The organism is Psychrobacillus sp. PGGUH221 (assembly GCF_042055255.1).
Taxonomy (GTDB): Bacteria; Bacillota; Bacilli; order Bacillales_A; family Planococcaceae; genus Psychrobacillus.
This window is the reverse complement of record NZ_JAQMHQ010000004.1, coordinates 66374-87280: the sequence shown is the minus strand read 5'-3', so window position 1 is coordinate 87280 and position 20907 is coordinate 66374. Positions and strand designations below refer to the sequence as shown.

The window sequence follows — 20907 nt, the reverse complement described above, 5'->3', positions numbered from 1 at the left end:
GATTCAAGACCTCCTCGAAAAGAGATTTTTCAATCGAGAGATGAATTTACTTTGTCTAGGAATATTTTCTTCCTCTTCTTCAAAATCAGAGAACCGATTGACAATCATTCTTAACTTTTTAGTAATTTCTGCTTCAGGATAGAGTATAGAAAATGGCACTTGCTCTTTTACTGCTTTTCTTACAACGGGATCTTCCGGTAACGAACCAAGTAGAAACACTTCTTTTGATAAGAATTTAGACATTGCTAATTTCAGTCGAGAAACTGTATCAATTCCTTCCTCTTCGCTGAAGGCTCTGTTACAAAGCAGAAAAAAGTTCTTATCAGGATCCTTGTAATAAATGAACTTCATCATAGAGTAAGCGTCAGTTATAGATGTCGGTTCTGCAGTTGAAATGACGATAATATCATCAACTGATACGAGCAAATCCAATGTCTGATTGGTCGCTCCCGCACCCATATCAAATACGATATAATCATAGTTTTTTTGTAAAAACTCGAATGCCTCAATTAATCGTGTGAACATACCTTCATTCCATTCCATTACGCCTGATAAACCAGAGCCACCTGAAATATATTGAAGATTATTTGGTCCTTCGAATAACACTTCATCTATTGATGCGTCACCTACTAAGTAATCTTTCAAATTTGTTTGCACGGTTTTTCCAAGTAAAATATGAATATTACCCATTCCTATATCCATATCGATTAATACAACTTTTTTGCCTAAAGAACTTAACATAGTAGTAAAGTTCATAGAAAAATTACTTTTTCCAACTCCTCCTTTACCACTAACTACCGCAATAGAACGACCTAATTTATTTTGAGTACGAAGCATTTTAATTCTTAATTCCTCAGCTTGATCTCTCATAACGAATCCCCTTTAAAAGCAAATTGAGTAATTCATTTAGATTAGCCTCAACAATATCCTCAGGGACTTCTTGCCCATCCGTATAGTAAGCAAGTCCCTTCTTATATTTAACCATTAAATTAATGATAGAGCCAATAGAATTTGTTTCGTCTAGCTTCGTAAAAATAAATTTTTCAATTGGAAAATCCATAAATTGTTCAATAATGACTTCCATGTCCTTTTGTTTAGATGTTGTAGACAACACTAGGAAGGTTTCTGTATTTTCTTCTAGATTAATTAACTTCTGCAAATCTTCCACAAACTTTATTTCTTTATAGTTGCGACCTGCAGTATCAATAAATACAAGATCCAAAGCTTCATACTTTTCCATTGCATCTTGTAAGTCTTTCTCATTATAAACAATTTCAATTGGAGCTTGTAAAAGCCCTGCATAAGTTTTTAGCTGCTCAATTGCAGCTATTCTATATGTATCTGTTGTAATAAAGCCAACTTTTTTCTTTTTTTCTAATACTGCACGAGCAGCCATTTTTGCAATTGTTGTTGTTTTTCCTACACCAGTTGGGCCTAAAACATTAATGTATTTTTTATGAAAAGATATTCCACCAACAGGATGCTGTTCTAAAAGAGAAACAAGAACTTTCTTCGTTTTCTTGATTTGCTCAGCTAGCTCCAGTTTTTCATTATTACTTTTCATATGCACAAAAAGCTCATCACTAACTGTTGTGATAAGCTCATCTGCTAACTCTTGATCCTTTAAATGCTGAATAAGAGCTCCAAACTCAGGTGGATAATTTTCATCTAATGGAGAACGTTGAATTGATTTCACCATATGCTTTAAGTCTTCTAAATCTTTTTTAATTTCATCTGTAGCATCGCTAGCTTGAAATAATTGCATGGACTGATTTTCTTTTGGAGCAATAGGCGCATCATAAGAATCCATACCCGCTAAAACTTCAATCGATTTCTTTTTAAAGAGCCCTAGAAACCCTTTAGAATAAACAACTTTAGAATTTAAAATGACAGCATCTTCGCCTAGTTCTTTTCGGATCAATTTCATTGCTTCAGGCATTGTAGTAGCCGTATATTTTTTCATTTTCACTCTACATTCACCACCCCAACACTTTGTACCTCAATTGACGATTCTAGTTCATTGTAAGATAGAATCGGAATTTGAGGGAAATATCGTTCCGTCATTTGACGTAAATACATTCGAACTGCAGGAGAACACAAAATAATTGGTGATTGCTCCATCAATGACGCGCGTTCTATCTCTCTTGCCATAGATTCTAAAATAGCTTGTGAATCATTTGGATCGATTGATAAATAATTTCCATGCTCTGTTTGTTGAATGCTATCGGCAACAATTTTTTCTACTCTACCTGAAACAGTTAATACTTTTAATACATTACTATTACCTGCATACTGAGATGTAATTTGTTTCGCTAAAGACTGTCTAGTATATTCGGTTAATATATCGACATCTGATGTCATTTTTGAATAATCCGCCAATGTTTCAAAAATAATAGGTAAATTTCGAACAGAGACATGCTCTCGTAGTAAATTACCCAAAACTTTTTGAATTTCCCCAACAGTAAGAGGTGTTGGAGTTAATTCATCCACAAGAATTGGATATGTTTCACGAATATGATCTATTAGTTGTTTCGTTTCTTGACGGCCTAATAAATCATGCGCATTATTACGAATTATTTCAGTCATATGCGTAGAAACAACACTAGGTGGATCTACAACTGTGTAACCTAGAATTTCAGCTTCTTCTTTTACGGATTCCGTAATCCATTTAGCTGGTAACCCAAAGGAAGGCTCGATTGTATCTATCCCTTCAATTGAAACATCATCTCCAGGACTCATGGCCAAATAGTGATCAAGTAATAGTTCTCCTCTAGCCATTTCATTTCCTTTAATTTTAATACGATATTCATTTGGCTGTAACTGGATATTATCTCTAATGCGAACGACAGGAATGACAATACCAAGCTCTAAAGCAAGTTGTCTTCTTATCATCACAACACGATCCAATAAATCTCCACCTTGAACTGCATCCACTAAAGGAATTAGACCATATCCAAATTCAAACTCGATTGGGTCAACGTTTAGGAGATTAATAACATTTTCAGGACTTTTCATATTATCCGTTGTAATTTCTTCTTCAAATTCTTCTATTTCATTTGGATCTTCTTTACTTGCTTTGCTCATCATAAATGCGCCAATTGCAAGTGCGATTGAAACAGGGAATGTTAATATGATTCCAATTGGTGTTACTATCCCAAGAAGTGCAATAGTTGCTGCTGCAACATAAAGAAGTTTAGGCTGATTGAATAATTGTTCAGTAATGTCTCCACCAAGATTCCCTTTAGATGCCGCTCTTGTAACTACAATACCGGTTGCAGTAGAAATTAGCAGAGCAGGAATTTGAGATACTAGACCATCACCTACAGTTAATGTAGAAAAAAGAACTGCAGCTTCTGCAAAAGGTAGTCCTAATTGAACAACACCAATGATAATACCAAATATAAGATTAATCAGAACAATAATTATTCCTGCTATCGCATCCCCTTTTACGAATTTCGTAGCACCGTCCATCGCTCCGTAAAAGTCTGCTTCTCCACTAACCTTTTCACGTCTTTCTCTTGCTTCTTTTTCAGAAATCATCCCAGCATTTAAATCTGCATCAATGCTCATTTGTTTACCTGGCATTGCATCAAGAGTAAAACGTGCAGCAACTTCTGAAACACGCTCAGACCCTTTAGTAATGACAATAAAATTTATAATTACTAAAATAGCAAAGACCACTAGACCTACTAGCATATTCCCACCGGTTACGAACGTACCGAAAGTTTCAACTACTTTACCAGCGTCTCCTTCTGCTAAAATTGCTCTCGTAGTCGAGACGTTCAGTGCAAGTCTAAATAAGGTTACAAGTAATAAAACAGTAGGGAAAACGGAAAACTGTAAAGCCTCTTGCATATTCATAGCAGTCATTAATATCAATAACGCTATTGTAATATTGATTATTATCAGAAAACTTATCAACCAATGAGGAAGAGGTATTACTAGCATAGCCACAATTGAAATTACAGCTGCTAAAACGGATATATCGCGGATTTGCATATACTTCCACCTCAATCTTTACATCTAAATTTTTTGTTTAATACGATATACATAGGCTAATACTTCTGCAACTGCTTTAAAAAACTCATCTGGAATCCGTTGCCCTATTTCCACTTGATCATACATAGCTCTAGCAAGTGGACGGTTCTCTACCATTACTACATCATTTTCCCTTGCGATAAGCTTTATTTTTTGTGCTACAAAATCAGCACCCTTTGCCACAACAATCGGAGCATCCATTGAATCATCATCGTACTTTAATGCAATGGCAAAATGGGTTGGATTTGTAATAACTACATCTGCGGAAGGAACTTCTTGCATCATTCGACGCATAGCCATCTCCCTTTGACGCTGTCTGATCCTTGATTTAATAATAGGATCTCCGTCAGAGTTTTTATGTTCATCTTTAATGTCTTGTTTCGACATTTTTAGATTTTTTTCATAATCATAACGCTGATAAAAGAAATCTAGAACAGAAATAAATAATAGGACAGACGAAGCAGCAATTCCCATCATCCCAGTTAACCAACCAATTGTGGAAAGTGTATCCCATGGTGTTTTAAATGATAAAGATAACACTTGTTCTAAGTTCATCCATATGATGAGAGTCGTAACCGAACCGATGAAAGAAATTTTTAATAAAGATTTTAATAGCTCTATAATTGCTTTTAATGAAAATATTCTTTTTAATCCTTGGATAGGATCAATCTTTTTCAAATCAAACTTTAATGGTTCAGTTGTAAATAATAAACCAAATTGAAAAAAGTTAGCCGCTATAGCAGCAACAACAGCAACGCCCATAATGGGTAGCAAAATTATTGCCATTTCTATAAGTAAATCTTTATATATCTCGACAGCTGTTTCAATTGTTAAAGTTTCAATCAACATGTATTTAGTGAACGTTACATTGAAAAAAGAAAATATTTCTGTCCTCAGAAATCCTGCACTAAAAAACAAAAAGATAAAAACTGCAAGTAAAACAATAGCACTTGTTACATCCGCACTCTTTAAAACTTGTCCCTTTTTACGAGAATCTTGACGCTTCTTAGGTGTCGCTTTTTCTGTCTTTTCTCCAGCGAAAAACTGTAAATCTAATCGCATTTCAAACAAGTTTAGCCACCACCTAATATAATCATTAAATCTCGCATACCAATTACCATTATTTCAAACATTTTTTGAACAACAGCCATAAGAACACCCATCATCACGAGAAGCACTAAAAAACTTACCCCAATTTTAATTGGAAATCCAACAACGAATATATTTAATTGAGGAACTGTTCTGGCCGTTATCCCCAAAGCGATATCTACTAAAAACAATGTTGCAACGATTGGTATTGACATTTGAAAGGCTACCGCAAAAACACCAGCAAAAGTCTTAATAATGAATTCAACATAGTTCTCTTGCCCGAAAGCAAGTAATGTCATATCCATGGGAATAAATTGATAACTATAAAAAATACCATCCAATAACAAATGGTGACCATTTAAAGCTAGTAATAATAAGAGAGCCAAAGTATTTAAAAACTGACCAATTAACGGACTTTGGGCTCCTGTTTGTGGATCAATAACATTTGCAATGGCAAATCCCATCTGAAAATCTATGAACCCTCCGGCAATTTGAATAGCTGACATGATAATATAAGCTAGTAAGCCTATAAATAATCCAACCATTACTTCTTTGATTATTAATATTATGTAATCCCCGTTTATTTCAAATGGTGCAACATCCATCGTATAGTACATCATCCAAGAAAGGATCACTGCAAAAGCAATACGATGTGTCGCTGGAATTGTCCGATGAGAAAAAAGTGGTAAAGTGACGAAAAATGCCGATACACGAGCTATTATAAGTAATAATACGGTTAGTTTAGGTATAAGTTCATCCATTGATCTAACCTATATATCTTATTAAATTTTCAAAGATATCCGCAGCGTATGTAGTTACTTGTGATAGCATCCACGGTCCAAAAAAAACGATTCCCACAAGGACCGCAATAATTTTAGGAACAAAAGCTAATGTTTGCTCTTGAATTTGTGTAGTTGCTTGAAAAATACTTACTGCCAGACCAGTGATTAAAGCAATCAAAAGAAGAGGACCTGATGTAAGAAGAATGACCCAAATAGCGCGTTCTGCAATAGAGATTACCATTTCATTATTCATTACGATCAGCTCCTAAAAACTTTGTAAAATGGATTTCATGACTAAATACCAACCATCCACTAAAACAAACAATAATATTTTAAATGGTAATGAAATCATTACTGGTGGTAGCATCATCATACCCATTGACATTAAAACACTAGCAACAATCATATCTATTACTAGAAAAGGTATAAATATCATAAAACCAATTTGAAATGCCGTTTTGATCTCACTTAATGCAAAAGCAGGAACCATAATCGTTAAAGGTATATCATTTATAGACTCTGGTCGTTCCGCCTCAGTATATCTCAAAAACAGCTCTAAATCTTTTTGTCTCGTATGCTTACTCATAAATTCTTTAAATGGAACACTAGCACTCTCGTAAGCTTCCTCTAATGTAATATCTTCATTAAAAAGAGGAGTAAGCGCTTTTTCATTCACTTCCTGAAAAGTAGGAGCCATAATGAAAAAAGTTAAAAAGAGAGCTAAACCTACAATGACTTGATTGGGAGGCATTTGCTGTGTAGCAAGCGCCGTCCGTACAAATGATAAGATAATAACGATTCTAGCAAAGGAAGTCATGAGTATTAAAATACTTGGTGCCAAAGATAAAACCGTTAGTAATAGCATTAATTTGATTGAAGTGGAGACACTCGATGGATCACTGTCCGAAAAAAACTGGACGAAATCATTCATTTTCTTCTCGCTCCTTTGTCTTCCAATCATTTAATACATCACTACGGTCTTTTTTGATTTCTTGTAATCTTTTTTGGAACGTTTCGTTAAATGAAGGATCGTTTTTTACTTTGTTATTTGCCTTGGAAGAGATGGTGCCTTTTAAGTTATTAAAAATCTCTGCTATAAATGGCACTGTCTTTCCGATTTCTTGCTTCTCTTCATAGATTTTCGTCAGTTTAGTTATTTCCTCAGGGTCCGTTATTTCTTTTAATAATGAAACATCTTCCCCGACACCAACTAAAAATAACGAGTTACCTACTTGAAGTAATTGTACTGACTTACCTTGACTAATCCCAACTCCACCTAAATTCTGAACAAGTTGGTTTGTTTGAAACGTTCTATTTCTACTATTTACAAAGCGCAATAGTCCATATAACAAAAGAATGACGAAAAGTAAGGCAAAAATCATTTTCACATAATCCCAAATAGTTATGGAAACACCACCAGATTCTATTTCTTCTGGAGTTTCGGTTTGTTCAACCGGTGTCTTATCTTTCTCATCTTTAGTTTTGTTAAAATATTCTTCAATACTTTCATTAGAATCAGTTGCTGCATAAACTTCTGCTTTTAATGGGTAGAACACTAGTAAACAAATGAAACAGAAAACGAGGGTAAATTTCCTCATCCTATTATTACCCGATTGCTTTTGAAATTGCTTCAATTACACGGTCCGCTTGGAATGGTTTAACGATAAAATCTTTTGCCCCTGCTTGTATTGCATCAATAACCATCGCTTGTTGTCCCATTGCTGAGCACATAATAATAATGGCATTCGGATCTTTCGCTTTTATTTCTTTTAATGCAGCAATTCCGTCCATTTCTGGCATTGTAATATCCATAGTTACTAAATCTGGTTTTAATTCAGCATATTTTTCAACAGCTTGGACGCCGTCTCCAGCTTCTCCTACAACTTCAAAACCATTTTTTGATAAAATATCTTTGATCATCATACGCATAAACGCAGCGTCATCGACTATTAAAATTCTTTTTGACATGTTTTGTTTCCTCCATTGGTTATCTTAAATTATGAATGCGCTCTGCTTGACTTAAGATATCTGTAATACGAACTCCAAAATTCTCATCAATTACAACAACTTCCCCTTTTGCGATATGTCTATTATTTACAAGAATATCAACAGGTTCACCTGCTAGTTTATCTAGTTCAATGATAGATCCACTAGTGAGTTCCAGAATATCTTTTACAGTTCTTTTTGTACGACCTAATTCTACTGTTACTTGAAGTGGTATATCAAGTAGCAAATTTAAATTTCTTGATTCATTTTGAGTCAGATTAGGTGCATCGAAACTTGCAAATTGCGCTTGTTGTACTTCCACTTGCGGCGCTTGTGGACGAGGTTGCGTAAATTGCATTTGCGCTTGCGGCTGAGATTGTTCTTTTAATGGTTGTTGGTGTGATGGACTTGGAGTAGTTTCTACTCTTTCTTCCATAATTGTAGCAGCAACCTGGTCTTCTTCATCCTCACCCATCAATGATTTAACTAACTTCAATCCAAATTCTAAAGGTAGTAATTGCATAATATTTGAATCAATTAATTCTCCTACTTTTAATCGAAAGGAAATCTTTATTAGTAAATCGTCATTAGGAATTGCATCTGTTCCTTCATCTACTTCTAAGTTCATTAAATCTATAGATGGAGGAGAAATATCCACTTTTTTATTGAATACAGTTGACATAGATGTTGCTGCTGAACCCATCATTTGATTCATTGCTTCTTGTACTGCACTTAATTGAATTTCACTCATATTCGGTTGCGGGTTTGTACCATCTCCGCCCAGCATCAAATCTGCAATTATCGCAGCATCCGATTGCTTAATAACGAGTAAATTCATTCCTATAAGTCCCGCAGTGTACTGAACTTGAACCGCAACATATGGATGTGGAAACTCTTCTTTTAATTTAGTACGATTAATCATACTAATGTTAGGTGTTGTAATATCAACTTTTTGACCTAATAGTGCAGATAATGCAGTTGCTGAGCTACCAAAAGAAATATTTCCTATTTCACCAAGTGTATCTTGAGCAAATGAATCTAAATAATCCTCAACATTAATAGTCTCAGAATTTGTAGTTTTTCCTTCATCTAAAGTTGTTCCTCTAAGGAGGGCTTCAATTTCTTCTTGGGAGAGCATATCATCACTCATCATCATCCTCTCCTCCTTTCAAAGTTTCAATGACTTGTACAGCCATTCTTTTTTTTAGTTTACCAGGTTGTGCTGTAAATTTCGGTATTTCTCCAACATTAATTATTAGTGGATCTTCTATTTTTGAATTCAACTGAATAACATCACCAAGTTGTAAAAACAGTAAATCTTCAATTGAAATGTCTGTTCTTCCTAGCTCGGCAACTACTGGAATTTCAGCTGATTTTACTCGTTTCTCTAATACTTTTAATTGTTCCGGAGAAACTTCTTTTTTGTTTGTTTGCATCCAATAACGAACAGATAAGTTAGGAACAATCGGTTCTAAAACCACATGTGGTATACAAATATTAATCATACCGCTCGTTTCTCCAATTTCGGTATTGAATGAAATAACAACTACTGTTTCGTTTGGCGAAATCATTTGTAAAAATTGCGGATTTACTTCGAGCTCTGTTAAGATTGGGTCAATATCCGCAATATTAGACCATGCTTCGCGAAGATTATCAAAAGACCGCTCAAATAAGTTTGTCATAATTTTCGTTTCAATTTCTGTCATATTATTTACTTTTGCATAAGCTTCCCCTTTACCACCCATTAACAAATCTAACATAGAATAAGCGATATTCGGATTAATCTCCATGAGAATATTTCCTTCAAGAGGAGGCACTTCAAAAACATTGATTAATGTCATATGAGGTACCGAACGGATAAATTCTTCAAATGGAATTTGATCTACAGAAACTACTGAAATTTGTACATAAGTTCTTAATTGGGCAGAAAAAAATGTTGTTAACAAACGAGCGAAGTTTTCATGGATACGTGTTAAGCTACGAATCTGATCTTTTGAAAATCGAAGTGCACGTTTAAAATCATACACTCTTACTTTTCTTGCTTCTTGTTCACTCTTCATTTCATCTGCTGTCATTTCTCCTGTGGAAAGCGCACTTAACAACGCATCTATTTCGGATTGAGATAATATATCTCCTGCCAATCTGCCCACCTCCATTCAAAAAAGTTACGATTACTGAATTATATAAGATGTTATATAAACTTGTTGCACTTCTCCATCATTCATTAATTCATTTATTTTAGTTTTCAATGATGACTGAAATGTTGCTTTACCTTGTTTACCTTCTAAATCTTCTGGTGTCATTTCAGAAAGCTCTGTAATAACAATGTTTTTTACTTGAAAATCACGTTTTATTAATTCTTCCGCAGCTTCTTTACTATCCGTTTGTACTTTTAAGGAAATACGGATAAATTTATTTCCAGCTAAATTTGTCGTTATTTCTGGTATATCTATGGAAGATTCAACAATTTCATCAATTGTTGGTCCTGTCTCCTCATCTGGTTTGTTTAACTGAGAAATAAAAAGCAATGCTACAACACCAAGTAATGTAATACAAACTAAAATAATTAGCATGATGGTTAAAAGTTTATTTTTACTCTTCATGTTCTTCACCTCTTAAATGGGGGTTCGATAAAATATGTATTTCTTTATAAAACTGAGCGATTTTTTTGGCCACATCTTCTCTAGATTCTAACGCAACATACTTATGACCATTTGTGAGCGTTATCGTAGTATCCGGAAAAGATTCAACCGTCTCTATGTATAATGCATTCAACAAAAACTCTTTACCGTTTAAACGAGTCAAATTTATCAATATAAAGGGCCGGGCCATAAAAGGAACGGCCCAACCCTCCCTTACAAACATCATTTTTAATTGATTTGCTCTGTTATCGTATACTCTTGATTTCCGTTACATGCGGACGCTTTCCGCGGGCGGTCCGTGAGCCTCCTCGTCGCATGCTCCTGCGGGGTCTCACCTGGACGCGCTTTTCCCGCTGGAGTCGCCGCATTTCACTACAATCAATTAATGCCAAAAAATCAACAACAAAACATACCCTAGCAAATTTTTTTAAAATATTATCGTTTTAAGTTAACAAGTTCTTCTAGGATTTGATCAGACGTTGTAATAATTCGAGTGTTAGCTTGGAACCCACGTTGCGCAACGATCATGTCTGTGAACTCTTCAGAAAGGTCTACGTTTGACATTTCTAGGAATCCGGAGTTGACTGTTCCCATCCCCTGTTCGGTACCAACTGAATAAAATGGAGTTCCAGAGTTAGGAGATTCTTGATAATAATTCGAACCAGTTTTTTGAAGACCACCAGCATTTGGAAACTTTGCTAGTACTAATTGCCCTGCATATCGTAACTCACCAGTTGAATCAACAAATGTCACATTTCCGTTTTGAGATATAGACATACTTTGAGCATTTGTCGGTATTCTAATAGGAGTATTTACTTCCCCACCAGCAGGTACTGGTAAAACACCATCAGCAGTTGTCGGTAAAGATACAGCGTCCTTTGCTAATACAAAATCTGTGTCCGGTGTTGTTGGGTCTTGTGCAGCTGGATCAGCAAACCCATAAACATATTTACCATCTGAATTAACTAAATAACCATTTGCATCCATATAAAAATTGCCTGCCCGAGTATAAGATGGATTAGTAAAAGCAGTAGGTGGACTTGCATTTCCGTCAGCAACAATAAAAAATCCATCACCAGAAATAGCTAAATCAAGCGTATTACCTGTAGATTGCAAAGAGCCCCCAGAATGTATAGTATCTATAGCTGATAATTGGGAACCTAACCCAACTTGCTTTGCATTAATACCTCCACGACTTTGTGAAGCAGCAGAAGCACCTGAAGTTGTTTGTGAGATCAAATCTTTAAATACAGTGCGTCCTTTTTTGAAACCGTACGTGTTTACGTTTGAGATGTTGTTACCGATAACATCCAATTTTGTTTGGAAGTTTTTTAAGCCTGAAATTCCTGAGTACATTGAGCGAATCATGTATGTTTTTCTCCCTTCGATTTGCGTGCTAGCGTCTATCAGTCAGCTGCACATAGCATCCTTTTAAAGGTCCTGCTATCTATTTAGTTCAGCACAATGGTGCCGTCGATATTGGTGAATAATTGATTTTTCGCTTCCGTGCGATTCATGGCAGTAATCACTGTTGCATTTTTTGCACTTATGATTAATGCTGCTTGGTCCATCAATACTAATGAGTCATTCACACCTTTTGAGCGTGCTTCTGTTACTTTGTCACTCACCAGTTGCCATTCTGCATCTGTTATGTGAATATTTCTCTCAACTAAACGTTGATTTGCATGTTTACTTACTTTCAATTCTATTTTTGCATTAGCCTCGTGCAATTGTTGCAAAAACGATTGTTTTGGCGAAGTGACTTGTTTAGATGTGAGTGGTTGACGGATTGTAGTTTGCAGCGGAACGCGATTAATATTAATTTTGTCCATTGCATATCTCCGTTCTAATTTATTTTATTGCTGTAATTTGATCTGCGGTAATAGATTTACCTCCAGCGATATTAAAGACAATCTTTCCATCTTTTTTCGAAACAGATTCAACTTGAGCAGCGCTTTCTGCTTCCCCGTCCATATAGCTTACTGTTTTTCCAATTAACATACTTGCTTCTACTAAACTATTGGAATTTGAGTTATTCGACAGAACTTCTGATATATTGCCTGGTGTAATAACTTTTCCATCAGCAAGAGTGAATTGTACTCCCCCATTAACAAACTTAACTCCAGCAATTGTACCGGTACCTTCTTTTGTAATTGGTTTACCATCTTCGCCTAATTCATCTGTTATTTCATGCCATTTCACAGACTTCCCAACGAAATTAGTATATTCAATCATTTGGGTTTGTTCTTGCGCCAACGCATATTTTTCAAATGCTGCCGTCAAGTTAGTCATTTGTTCTAACGAAGAAAACTGAGCCATTTGTGCAATGAATTCGTTGTCTTTCATTGGATTCGTTGGATCCTGGTTTTGTAATTGGGCCATTAATATTTTCAAAAATTCATCTTTTCCAAGCGTACTATTCCCTGTGGTACGTGTTGCTTTTTCCTTTGGCAAGTACATGCTGCTTGTGATCGGATTCATTTCAGCCATATATTAAACCTCCACTTCTTTTAAAAAGTCTTCGAAAGTAGCAATTTCTTCTTTCTCATCCTTTTTAGTTTCTTGTCGTTCTTGTTGTTGTCTAAATGATTCTTGGAAAGATTGATTTCTTTCCTGCCTTGCTGAATCTTGTACAGATTGTGTTATCTCTAATTTCTCAATTTGAATGTTCTGGTTAACTAACCCTTGCCTTAACTGATTTGAATGAGAATCTAACAAATCTTTACCAAGTGTAGTCGAAGCTAGCATTTTAGCTGTAAGCATTCCATCTTTTTGAATTAATTCAATTCGAATTGTTCCGAGATGTTCAGGATAAAGCTTGACGACAAGTCTATTTGCTCCACCTGCTTGTCCAAATTGAACACGATTCATCACTTTTTGCAAATCTTTTAGAAATTCCTCTGATTGTCCAGGTTTTTCATTTGGCAATGTTACTGAAACAGTTTCAACCTTTGTTTGTACAATCATTGACGACTGACCTTGTATAGGAGAAACTACTTCTCTCGTCTCAATTACTTTTTCGGTCGGTGTTGCTACTTGTTTAATTACAACTTGTTGAACACTTGGTTTCATTGTTTGATCTAGTGAAAGCTTATTCATAGTAGTATTTACAGCCTTATTGTTAGACATATCAGTTGGAAGTGTCAATGGAAGTTTAACTTCTTTAGATACAGCATCTTTCAGGTCTTTCACTAATTGATTTAAATCAAATAAAGTAGATTCTTGTTTTAGTGTCAAATCAGATTTCTTTCCAATAAGTTGTATTATCTTCAACAATTGCACAGCTTGACTTGCTTCTACAGAAGATACAGGACCTTGTCCATTTAAAGATTGAACGATTGCATCTTTCAGTTGGCTAGCTTGTACATTTGTACCTGCTAACAAATCCCATACGTTAGATTCTGATAACTCTTCATCTGTTGTCGCATTTTCACCTAAGAGCTTACTTAATAATTCTTTCAGTTCTTTTGGATTTACTATCAAGTCTTTAGAACCTATTAGACTTTCCGCTTCTTCCAATGCATCTACATCTAAAATGTTAAGTAACTCTTGTACAAGATTTACTTGAGAATCATCAGGTATAGGGGGTGACTGAACTTGTTGATTAGATAATACTTGTCCAAAAACATTTCCAAATAGTTGATTATTCGTATTCATATCTGGTACTTTACCTTTTGATTGGACCACTATATTATTTCCTAGATTTGCAACAGCTGCGATATTCAATATTTCACCTCCTCTCAATTGAAAATCACTCTTATTGCTTTGTCATTAATTCTGTATATTTTGCTGCTTCTTCTGGTGTCATTTTTTCATAAATTTTTGCCACTGTATCTGGTTTTAAGCTATTTAAAATTCTTAATGCTTCTGCGTCACTCATTTTAGAAATGACAGGTGCAGCAGATTTCGCAGACATTTTTTCAAAAGTAGAAACTATTTCAGCGTATTCTTGTTTAGTGCTCGTTTGTTGTCGTTGTAGATTCTCTATTTCATCCAACAAACGTTGCTGTTCAACTAATAAATCCTCATTTTTTTTTGCCGAATTATCTATTTCTGATTGTAAGTTATCTATTTCTACTTCTTTTTCTTGGATTTCAGCTTGTAGAGAAACGACTTTTTCCTCTAAACGGTTTGTTTTTACATCCTCTGTTACTGTTTCCGGTTGACCAGCACCTGATAATTCTTTTGCTTTTTCAAAAACATTTATATTCGCTATTTGAGCAACTATCAAGAGGACCGCTAAAGCGAATAGAAAAGGAATGATAAACCAATAAAAGAACATTTTTATTTTGCCTATGCCTTTTGTTTCATCGTCTACTTTTTCAATGTTTTTAGTTTTTTTGTTTCTATTAGCCATGTTCTACTCACCTAATCTCTTTTTTGAAACTTTAAGGATGAAATTTCATCCAATTGGATTGTTTCAAGTCTAAGTTGATCTTGCTGAAAAAGTTCGTAATCTTTTTCCTTTATCTTTTCAAATTTACGAACCTCTAAAGATTTTTCTAAAAGTTTCTCTTCAAACCAGTTCATTTTAGAACGTGCTTGCATAACTTCTTTTTGTACTTTATCTATTCTTTTTTGCAACCCGTCTATAAAGTTCGAGAAATGATGAATATGGTTAATAGATAATCCTTGCTTAAGTTGGTTATTTTGAGCATCAACTGTATCTTCTTTCTTTTTCAACAAATCATATAATTCCGTAGCAACGGTTTCAAAAGCGATAACAGATTCTTTGTATGCTAGCTCTGTTTCTGATTTTTCTTGTTCACGAACAGTCAATATCTTAGCAAATTTATACTGATAAGCAACCATTATTTAACACCACCATTTGCTAAAGTAATTATTTCATTCACACTAGACTCTAGCGACACTTTGTCTAAATAACCTTGCTTTAAATAAGAAGTTATTAAAGGTTCATATTGTATAGCCTCATCTATTTCTTTGGATGTACCTCGTTTATATGCACCAATATTAATCAGGTCTTCTGATTTGTTGTAGGTGAAATACAAATCACGTAAACGTTCAGCTGCTTTTTTGTGTTCTTCATCAGATATATGGTTCATTAATCGACTAATGCTTTTTAAAACGTTAATCGCAGGGTATTGACCTTTATTTGCGAGAGAACGATCGAGTACTATATGTCCATCGAGAATCCCTCGTACTGTATCAGCAATTGGTTCATTCATATCATCACCATCAACTAAAACTGTATAAAAGGCTGTAATCGTCCCATTCTCATTTGTACCTGTACGCTCAAGAAGTTTTGGTAAGATGGAAAATACAGATGGGGTATAACCCCTTGTAGCAGGTGGTTCACCAACTGCTAAACCTATCTCACGCTGTGCCATAGCAACACGTGTGACAGAGTCCATCATTAACATGACGTTAAGTCCTTTATCACGAAAATATTCTGCTATAGCAGTAGCTGTAAAAGCCCCTTTTATACGCATCAGAGCAGGTTGATCGGAAGTAGCGGCGATAACAATAGATCGTGCTAAACCTTCTTTACCCAAATCTCTTTCTATAAATTCTCGTACTTCTCGCCCACGCTCTCCAATAAGAGCTATGACATTTAAATCTGCATTTGTATTTCTTGCAATCATACCAAGCAATGTGCTTTTCCCTACTCCAGATCCTGCAAATATCCCGACTCTTTGACCTTTCCCTACCGTAAGCATGCCATCGATTGCTTTAACTCCTACTTCAATTTGTTCATCAATTGGTGGTCTAGTTAATGGATTAGGAGGGTCTTGTTCTGTCCCAACAGTCATCAAGCCTTTTGGTAATACTGTTCCATCGATTGGGTTTCCCATTGAATCGAGGACTTTTCCAATTAAATCAGGTCCAACTTTCACTTCTAACGGTCGATTTGTTCCTTCTACTAAACAACCAGTTGAAATTTCACGGATATTTGTATAAGGCATTAATACAACAACCTCTTCTTTAAAACCAACAACCTCAGCTAAAATGACTGAATGCCCATTTTTAGAAGAATGTATGTGAATTTTACATACATCACCTATCGAACTTTCTGGCCCCTGTGACTCAATCATCAAACCAACAACACGATTCACACGTCCATATTTCTTAAAGGTTGAAAGATTAGGGATTTGTTGTATTAAATCAACTGCTTTCATCAAGTTCACTCCATACGATCCAGAATTTCTACTAGTTTTAGTCTTAATTCTTGTAGTTGTTCATCAATACTTACAACAATTCTTCCATGGTTCGTTTCAATATAACAATCTGTATCATTCATATCCTCGTCAACAAAAATCATAAACGGAACATCGACTGGGAATATGGATGCAAGTTCGTCCCGATTATTAGAAACTAACTTAAAATATGTCGGAGACACATAAAGCTTTATTTCCTTCATCTCTCTAACTTCTTTTAAACCCCGTTTGACAACAGATAGAAAGAGTTCTTCCTCTTCTTCTAACTTCGTTCCAATAATTCGCTCTGCAGTTCGAATTGCAAGTTCTAAAATAACCTGCTCCTGATGTTGTAAATAATTTGTTGCGTTTTCATGTGCTACTTGTATTGTTTCATTCGCAATAGATAAAGATTGTTGCATATCCGCTATAGCCTTATTTCTACCTTCTTCTAGCCCTTGCACAAAGCCTTCATCATAAGCAGTTTGCTGATATGCAATTTTTTGTTCTTCCCACGTTTTTAATTGTTCATCCACATATTGTTTAGTTTGTTCTATTTCTTGGGCTAATGTTTCTTTTGTCAAAGCAATTTGTTCTTCCGCTTCATGGAGCAATTGATCTCTTTCTTTCAGAATTACATCAAGCGAAAGAGGTTGATCTATATCTATTTCTTCTCTTAATTGCAGACTTTTTATTTGAATTGGTCTTGTTTTTTCACTGTTATCATTCACTTGTACGTTTCGGAAAATCCTAGACAATAATGTCATCTCCTCCACCACGAGCAATTATTATTTCACCAGCGTCTTCCAATCTTCTAATGACAGAAACAATTCTTGTTTGGGCTTCCTCTACATCTTTTAGTCGTACAGGACCCATAATTTCCATTTCTTCTTTAAAAGATTCAGCCATACGCGTAGACATATTTCTAAAGATAATATCTTTTACTTCTTCACTTGAAACCTTCATAGAAAGAAGCAAGTCTTCATTTTCACAATCACGTATAACTCGTTGAATGGAGCGATTATCAAGCGTAACAATATCTTCGAAGACAAACATTCTCTTCTTGATCTCTTCGGCAAGTTCAGGATCTTGAATTTCAAGGGCATCCAAAATTGTTTTTTCAGTTGTTCGGTCTACACCATTTAATACTTCTACGACTGCATCTACTCCACCAGTTTCTGTATAATCTTGTGTAACTGTAGAAGACAACTTTCGCTCTAGTACAGATTCAATTTCACTAATAACCTCCGGTGAGGTTGAATCCATTGTTGCAATTCGCTTGGCAATATCTGCTTGAACCTCTTGCGGTAAGGAAGAAAGAATAATACCCGCTTGTTGAGCTTCTAAGTAGGATAAAATTAGCGCAATTGTTTGTGGATGCTCGTTTTGAATAAAATTAAATAATTGCGTTGGTTCAGCTCTTCTTGCGAAATCAAATGGTCGTACTTGTAAGGATGATGTTAATCGATTAATAATCGCTTGTGCATGATCTGAACCAAGTGCTTTCTCTAACACTGTTTTTGCGTAACCAATACCACCCTGCGAAATATAATCTTGAGCGAGTGCAATATTATGAAACTCTTCTATAATATCTTCTTTAATTTCAGGCTCCACTTTTTTCACACCTGAGATTTCTAATGTCAAGCGCTCGATTTCTTCTTCGTTTAAATGCTTATAAATAGAAGCTGAAACTTCTGGGCCGAGAGAAATTAATAAGAGCGCGGCTTTTTGTTTCCCACTAAGTTCTTTTTCCTTTTTTATCATAGCCGTCCTCCATTAATCCTCTGCTATCCATGTTCGTAATAATTTTGCGAAATCTTCTGGCTTGTCCTTCGCCATTTTTTCCAATTGTTTACGTCTTAAAGTAGCTTCTGTCTCTTTTTCTTTATTAATATCATCTATTTTTAGTTCTTCTCTTTGTTCCTCAAGAATGACTAATTCTTCTTCTTCGTTTCTACGTGAACGAATAATGAAAACAATTAGTAGAATAATTGCTGCTAAAAGTATTCCTCCGATTACGTAAACCCACCAAGGAATCATTGAATCTGTTGCCGCAACTGTAGTTGCTTTTCCATTGAATGGTTGTACCGAAACAACAATTTTTTCTTGTAGTTGCTCTTCAGTTAGCTGTTCAACTTCATCTTTATCGATGGAAGTTCGTACAATCGTTGCAAGAATTTGTTCAATATCTCCTTGAACACCCTCAGGCATAGAAGTTATATCATCAGGAGTTGGTGGTTCAACCATTACTTGAATTCCTAAATCTCTGATTTTGTAAGGACTTTCTACAATTTCTTTTCGAATACGATTTACCTCATTATTAATCGTATCCTCTGTTCTTTCGTAATCTCCGTTTGCATTAGAACCCTCTACATAGTTTGTAAAATTATCGGTAGCATCCTCGCCTTGTGGTGTTCCACCTGCTGTAGGATTAGTTCCAGTAAACGTTTCTGAAATTCGTTGTGCACTTATTTCAATACCCGCCATATTTTCTTCATCAACTGGTTCCACTAAGTTCTCTTCTCTTTTTTCTTGTTGAAAGTCAATATCTGTTGTAACGGAAACTACAACTTTGTCTGGCCCCATTAAAGTACTTAACATTGTTTGTACTTGTCTTTGTAAATCGCGTTCTATTGATTTTTTAATAGCCATTTGGTCGCCGACATTAGCTCCCGTTGAATTAGAGTTAGCAGTTTGAAGATCAAAGTATTCGAAGTATTGATTTGTAATAACAATATCTTCTGTCGATAAATTCGGTACTGATTTAGATACTAAATTATAAAGAGATTGAATTTGTACATCTGTAAATTGGTATCCTGGTTCTGTATTAAGGACAATAGATGCGCTAGCTGCATCATTGCTTTGAGATAAAAATACTCCTTCCTCAGGCAATGAAATCATTACTTTTGCATCTTTAACTCCCTTTATGCCTTTAATTAAATTTGCAAGTTCTGTCTGAGTAGAGGCCAATTTTAAAACATTGAACTCATTATCAGTCATCCCAAATCCAGCATTTTGAGAAAAGAAGCTATAATCAATCATCCCTGATTCAGGGAAGCCTTCAGCTGCAAGTTGAACCAATAACGAATCAACCTGATCAGATGGAACTAATATAGATGTTCCGCCAGGAGCAATTTTATTTTCTACCCCTTGAGCATCCAATGTTTCTTTTATACGTCCTACTTCAGATGGTGCTACATCAGAATACAAAGGAACAAACTCTGTTTTTGTCGAAAAGAATGTGATAATAGCAGCGATTAGTATTACTCCAATCAAGCTTCCAATTATCGTTCCTTTTTGTATTTTCGTTCGACTCTTCCAAAATGTAGAGACATCGCTTGTGATTTTTTTTATTCGTTCATTCATTATTATCCTCCGGCTATGGTGAATATTTTTACTCGATATTTAAATATAACCGAGGGTTTATACAGGCATTCTCATGATTTCTTGATACGCTTCGATCACTTTATTTCGAATTTCCATTGTTGCATTCAAAGTTATACTTGCCTTTTGAGAAGCAATCATCACATCATGCAATTCTACATTTTCTCCACGAATTAACTTCTCAGTTACTACATCTGAAGCTTTTTGATTAGCATTTACTGACTCAATGGCACTTTTCAAAAAATCACCAAAGTTCTGTTGTGCCTCAAATGGACTAATTTTTGGAGTAGAAGAAGTTGGATTTATTTGAACTGGATTAAATAAAGAAACAGATTCTATTGCCATATTTAAGTAAACCTTCTTTCATTTCTATTTACCAATCTCTAAAGCTTTTGAAAGCATCGCTTTATTGGCATTGAACACTGTAACATTCGCTTCATAAGAACGAGTTGCAGATATTAAATCTACCATTTCTCTCAATGGGTCCACATTCGGCATTTCTACATAACCTTCTGCGTTTGCATCAATATGAGTTGGATCATACACTAGTTTAAATGGTGTTTCCGAATCTTCTTTAATACTTGAAACTTTTACGCCGTTACCAACTGTTTCTTTATTTGTTTTTCCCATAGCAACGTTTAAGAAGCTAGAGAATTGACCTTCAAGTGGTTGAAAAGTCACACTTTTTCTTCTATAGGCTTGCCATTCACCATCGACTAATTTTGCACGAGTTGTATCAACATTAGCCATATTGGATGAAATAACATCCATACGAAGACGCTGTGCAGTCAGTGCGGAGGCTGTGGTATTCATCCCATGAAAAATCGACAT

The 20907-nt window shown here is 35.2% G+C and carries 25 protein-coding genes; all 25 read right to left on the bottom strand.

Annotated features, from left to right (window positions below; all coding sequences use genetic code 11):
• Positions 1-3 precede the first annotated feature (3 nt).
• The 25 genes from PGC35_RS07980 to flgC all read right to left on the bottom strand — a co-directional run bounded on the left by PGC35_RS07980 (position 4) and on the right by flgC (position 20907).
• Complete coding sequence (locus PGC35_RS07980; RefSeq protein WP_056829291.1) at positions 4-870, bottom strand: MinD/ParA family protein; 867 nt, start codon at positions 868-870, stop codon at positions 4-6.
• Positions 854-1969 carry a flagellar biosynthesis GTPase FlhF gene (gene flhF, locus PGC35_RS07975; RefSeq protein ID WP_375218805.1) on the bottom strand — a complete coding sequence of 372 codons (1116 nt, stop codon included), beginning with the start codon at positions 1967-1969 and terminating at the stop codon, positions 854-856. The genes PGC35_RS07980 and flhF overlap by 17 nt, the downstream gene beginning before the upstream one ends.
• A complete protein-coding gene (gene flhA, locus PGC35_RS07970) occupies positions 1966-3999 on the bottom strand; it encodes a flagellar biosynthesis protein FlhA (RefSeq protein WP_375218804.1) in 2034 nt (677 codons plus the stop codon). The genes flhF and flhA overlap by 4 nt, the downstream gene beginning before the upstream one ends.
• 24 nt (positions 4000-4023) lie before the next feature.
• On the bottom strand, positions 4024-5100 hold the full coding sequence (gene flhB / locus PGC35_RS07965; RefSeq protein WP_053592150.1) for a flagellar biosynthesis protein FlhB: 1077 nt from the start codon (positions 5098-5100) through the stop codon (positions 4024-4026).
• A gap of 11 nt (positions 5101-5111) precedes the next feature.
• Positions 5112-5888, bottom strand: a complete 777-nt coding sequence (gene fliR / locus PGC35_RS07960; protein ID WP_375218803.1) for a flagellar biosynthetic protein FliR — start codon at positions 5886-5888, stop codon at positions 5112-5114.
• 4 nt (positions 5889-5892) lie between these two features.
• Entirely contained in the window at positions 5893-6162 is a 270-nt protein-coding gene (gene fliQ / locus PGC35_RS07955) for a flagellar biosynthesis protein FliQ (protein ID WP_053589966.1), read from the bottom strand.
• Positions 6163-6174: 12 nt separating this feature from the next.
• A complete protein-coding gene (fliP, locus tag PGC35_RS07950) occupies positions 6175-6840 on the bottom strand; it encodes a flagellar type III secretion system pore protein FliP (protein ID WP_375218802.1) in 666 nt (221 codons plus the stop codon).
• Positions 6833-7507: a flagellar biosynthetic protein FliO gene (locus PGC35_RS07945; RefSeq protein ID WP_375218801.1), complete on the bottom strand. Its 675-nt coding sequence runs from the start codon at positions 7505-7507 to the stop codon at positions 6833-6835. Before PGC35_RS07945 ends, fliP begins: the two co-directional genes overlap by 8 nt.
• A 7-nt stretch (positions 7508-7514) precedes the next feature.
• A complete protein-coding gene (locus tag PGC35_RS07940; protein WP_053589969.1) occupies positions 7515-7877 on the bottom strand; it encodes a response regulator in 363 nt (120 codons plus the stop codon).
• A gap of 19 nt (positions 7878-7896) precedes the next feature.
• Entirely contained in the window at positions 7897-9045 is a 1149-nt protein-coding gene (fliY, locus tag PGC35_RS07935) for a flagellar motor switch phosphatase FliY (RefSeq protein WP_375218921.1), read from the bottom strand.
• A complete protein-coding gene (gene fliM, locus PGC35_RS07930) occupies positions 9038-10036 on the bottom strand; it encodes a flagellar motor switch protein FliM (RefSeq protein WP_056829279.1) in 999 nt (332 codons plus the stop codon). The genes fliY and fliM overlap by 8 nt, the downstream gene beginning before the upstream one ends.
• Before the next feature lie 30 nt (positions 10037-10066).
• Positions 10067-10498: a flagellar basal body-associated protein FliL gene (gene fliL / locus PGC35_RS07925; RefSeq protein WP_053589972.1), complete on the bottom strand. Its 432-nt coding sequence runs from the start codon at positions 10496-10498 to the stop codon at positions 10067-10069.
• Positions 10488-10709: a flagellar FlbD family protein gene (locus tag PGC35_RS07920; RefSeq protein ID WP_053592151.1), complete on the bottom strand. Its 222-nt coding sequence runs from the start codon at positions 10707-10709 to the stop codon at positions 10488-10490. Before PGC35_RS07920 ends, fliL begins: the two co-directional genes overlap by 11 nt.
• A gap of 263 nt (positions 10710-10972) precedes the next feature.
• Positions 10973-11905, bottom strand: coding sequence for a flagellar basal body rod protein FlgG (gene flgG / locus PGC35_RS07915; protein ID WP_375218800.1), 933 nt, complete (start codon positions 11903-11905; stop codon positions 10973-10975).
• An 83-nt stretch (positions 11906-11988) separates the two neighbouring features.
• Positions 11989-12369, bottom strand: a complete 381-nt coding sequence (locus PGC35_RS07910) for a TIGR02530 family flagellar biosynthesis protein (protein ID WP_375218799.1) — start codon at positions 12367-12369, stop codon at positions 11989-11991.
• Positions 12370-12388: 19 nt separating this feature from the next.
• Positions 12389-13027, bottom strand: coding sequence for a flagellar hook assembly protein FlgD (flgD, locus tag PGC35_RS07905; RefSeq protein ID WP_375218798.1), 639 nt, complete (start codon positions 13025-13027; stop codon positions 12389-12391).
• Positions 13028-13030: 3 nt separating this feature from the next.
• Positions 13031-14263, bottom strand: coding sequence for a flagellar hook-length control protein FliK (locus PGC35_RS07900; protein ID WP_375218797.1), 1233 nt, complete (start codon positions 14261-14263; stop codon positions 13031-13033).
• A 31-nt stretch (positions 14264-14294) separates the two neighbouring features.
• On the bottom strand, positions 14295-14894 hold the full coding sequence (locus PGC35_RS07895) for a MotE family protein (protein WP_082355221.1): 600 nt from the start codon (positions 14892-14894) through the stop codon (positions 14295-14297).
• An 11-nt stretch (positions 14895-14905) separates the two neighbouring features.
• Complete coding sequence (gene fliJ, locus PGC35_RS07890; protein ID WP_053589977.1) at positions 14906-15349, bottom strand: flagellar export protein FliJ; 444 nt, start codon at positions 15347-15349, stop codon at positions 14906-14908.
• A complete protein-coding gene (gene fliI / locus PGC35_RS07885) occupies positions 15349-16674 on the bottom strand; it encodes a flagellar protein export ATPase FliI (RefSeq protein WP_375218796.1) in 1326 nt (441 codons plus the stop codon). Before fliI ends, fliJ begins: the two co-directional genes overlap by 1 nt.
• 5 nt (positions 16675-16679) lie before the next feature.
• Positions 16680-17459 carry a flagellar assembly protein FliH gene (fliH, locus tag PGC35_RS07880; protein WP_375218795.1) on the bottom strand — a complete coding sequence of 260 codons (780 nt, stop codon included), beginning with the start codon at positions 17457-17459 and terminating at the stop codon, positions 16680-16682.
• Positions 17443-18456, bottom strand: coding sequence for a flagellar motor switch protein FliG (fliG, locus tag PGC35_RS07875; RefSeq protein WP_053589980.1), 1014 nt, complete (start codon positions 18454-18456; stop codon positions 17443-17445). The genes fliH and fliG overlap by 17 nt, the downstream gene beginning before the upstream one ends.
• Before the next feature lie 12 nt (positions 18457-18468).
• Positions 18469-20058 carry a flagellar basal-body MS-ring/collar protein FliF gene (fliF, locus tag PGC35_RS07870; protein WP_375218794.1) on the bottom strand — a complete coding sequence of 530 codons (1590 nt, stop codon included), beginning with the start codon at positions 20056-20058 and terminating at the stop codon, positions 18469-18471.
• Positions 20059-20115: 57 nt separating this feature from the next.
• Complete coding sequence (gene fliE / locus PGC35_RS07865) at positions 20116-20421, bottom strand: flagellar hook-basal body complex protein FliE (protein ID WP_375218793.1); 306 nt, start codon at positions 20419-20421, stop codon at positions 20116-20118.
• Positions 20422-20445: 24 nt separating this feature from the next.
• Entirely contained in the window at positions 20446-20907 is a 462-nt protein-coding gene (flgC, locus tag PGC35_RS07860) for a flagellar basal body rod protein FlgC (RefSeq protein ID WP_375218792.1), read from the bottom strand.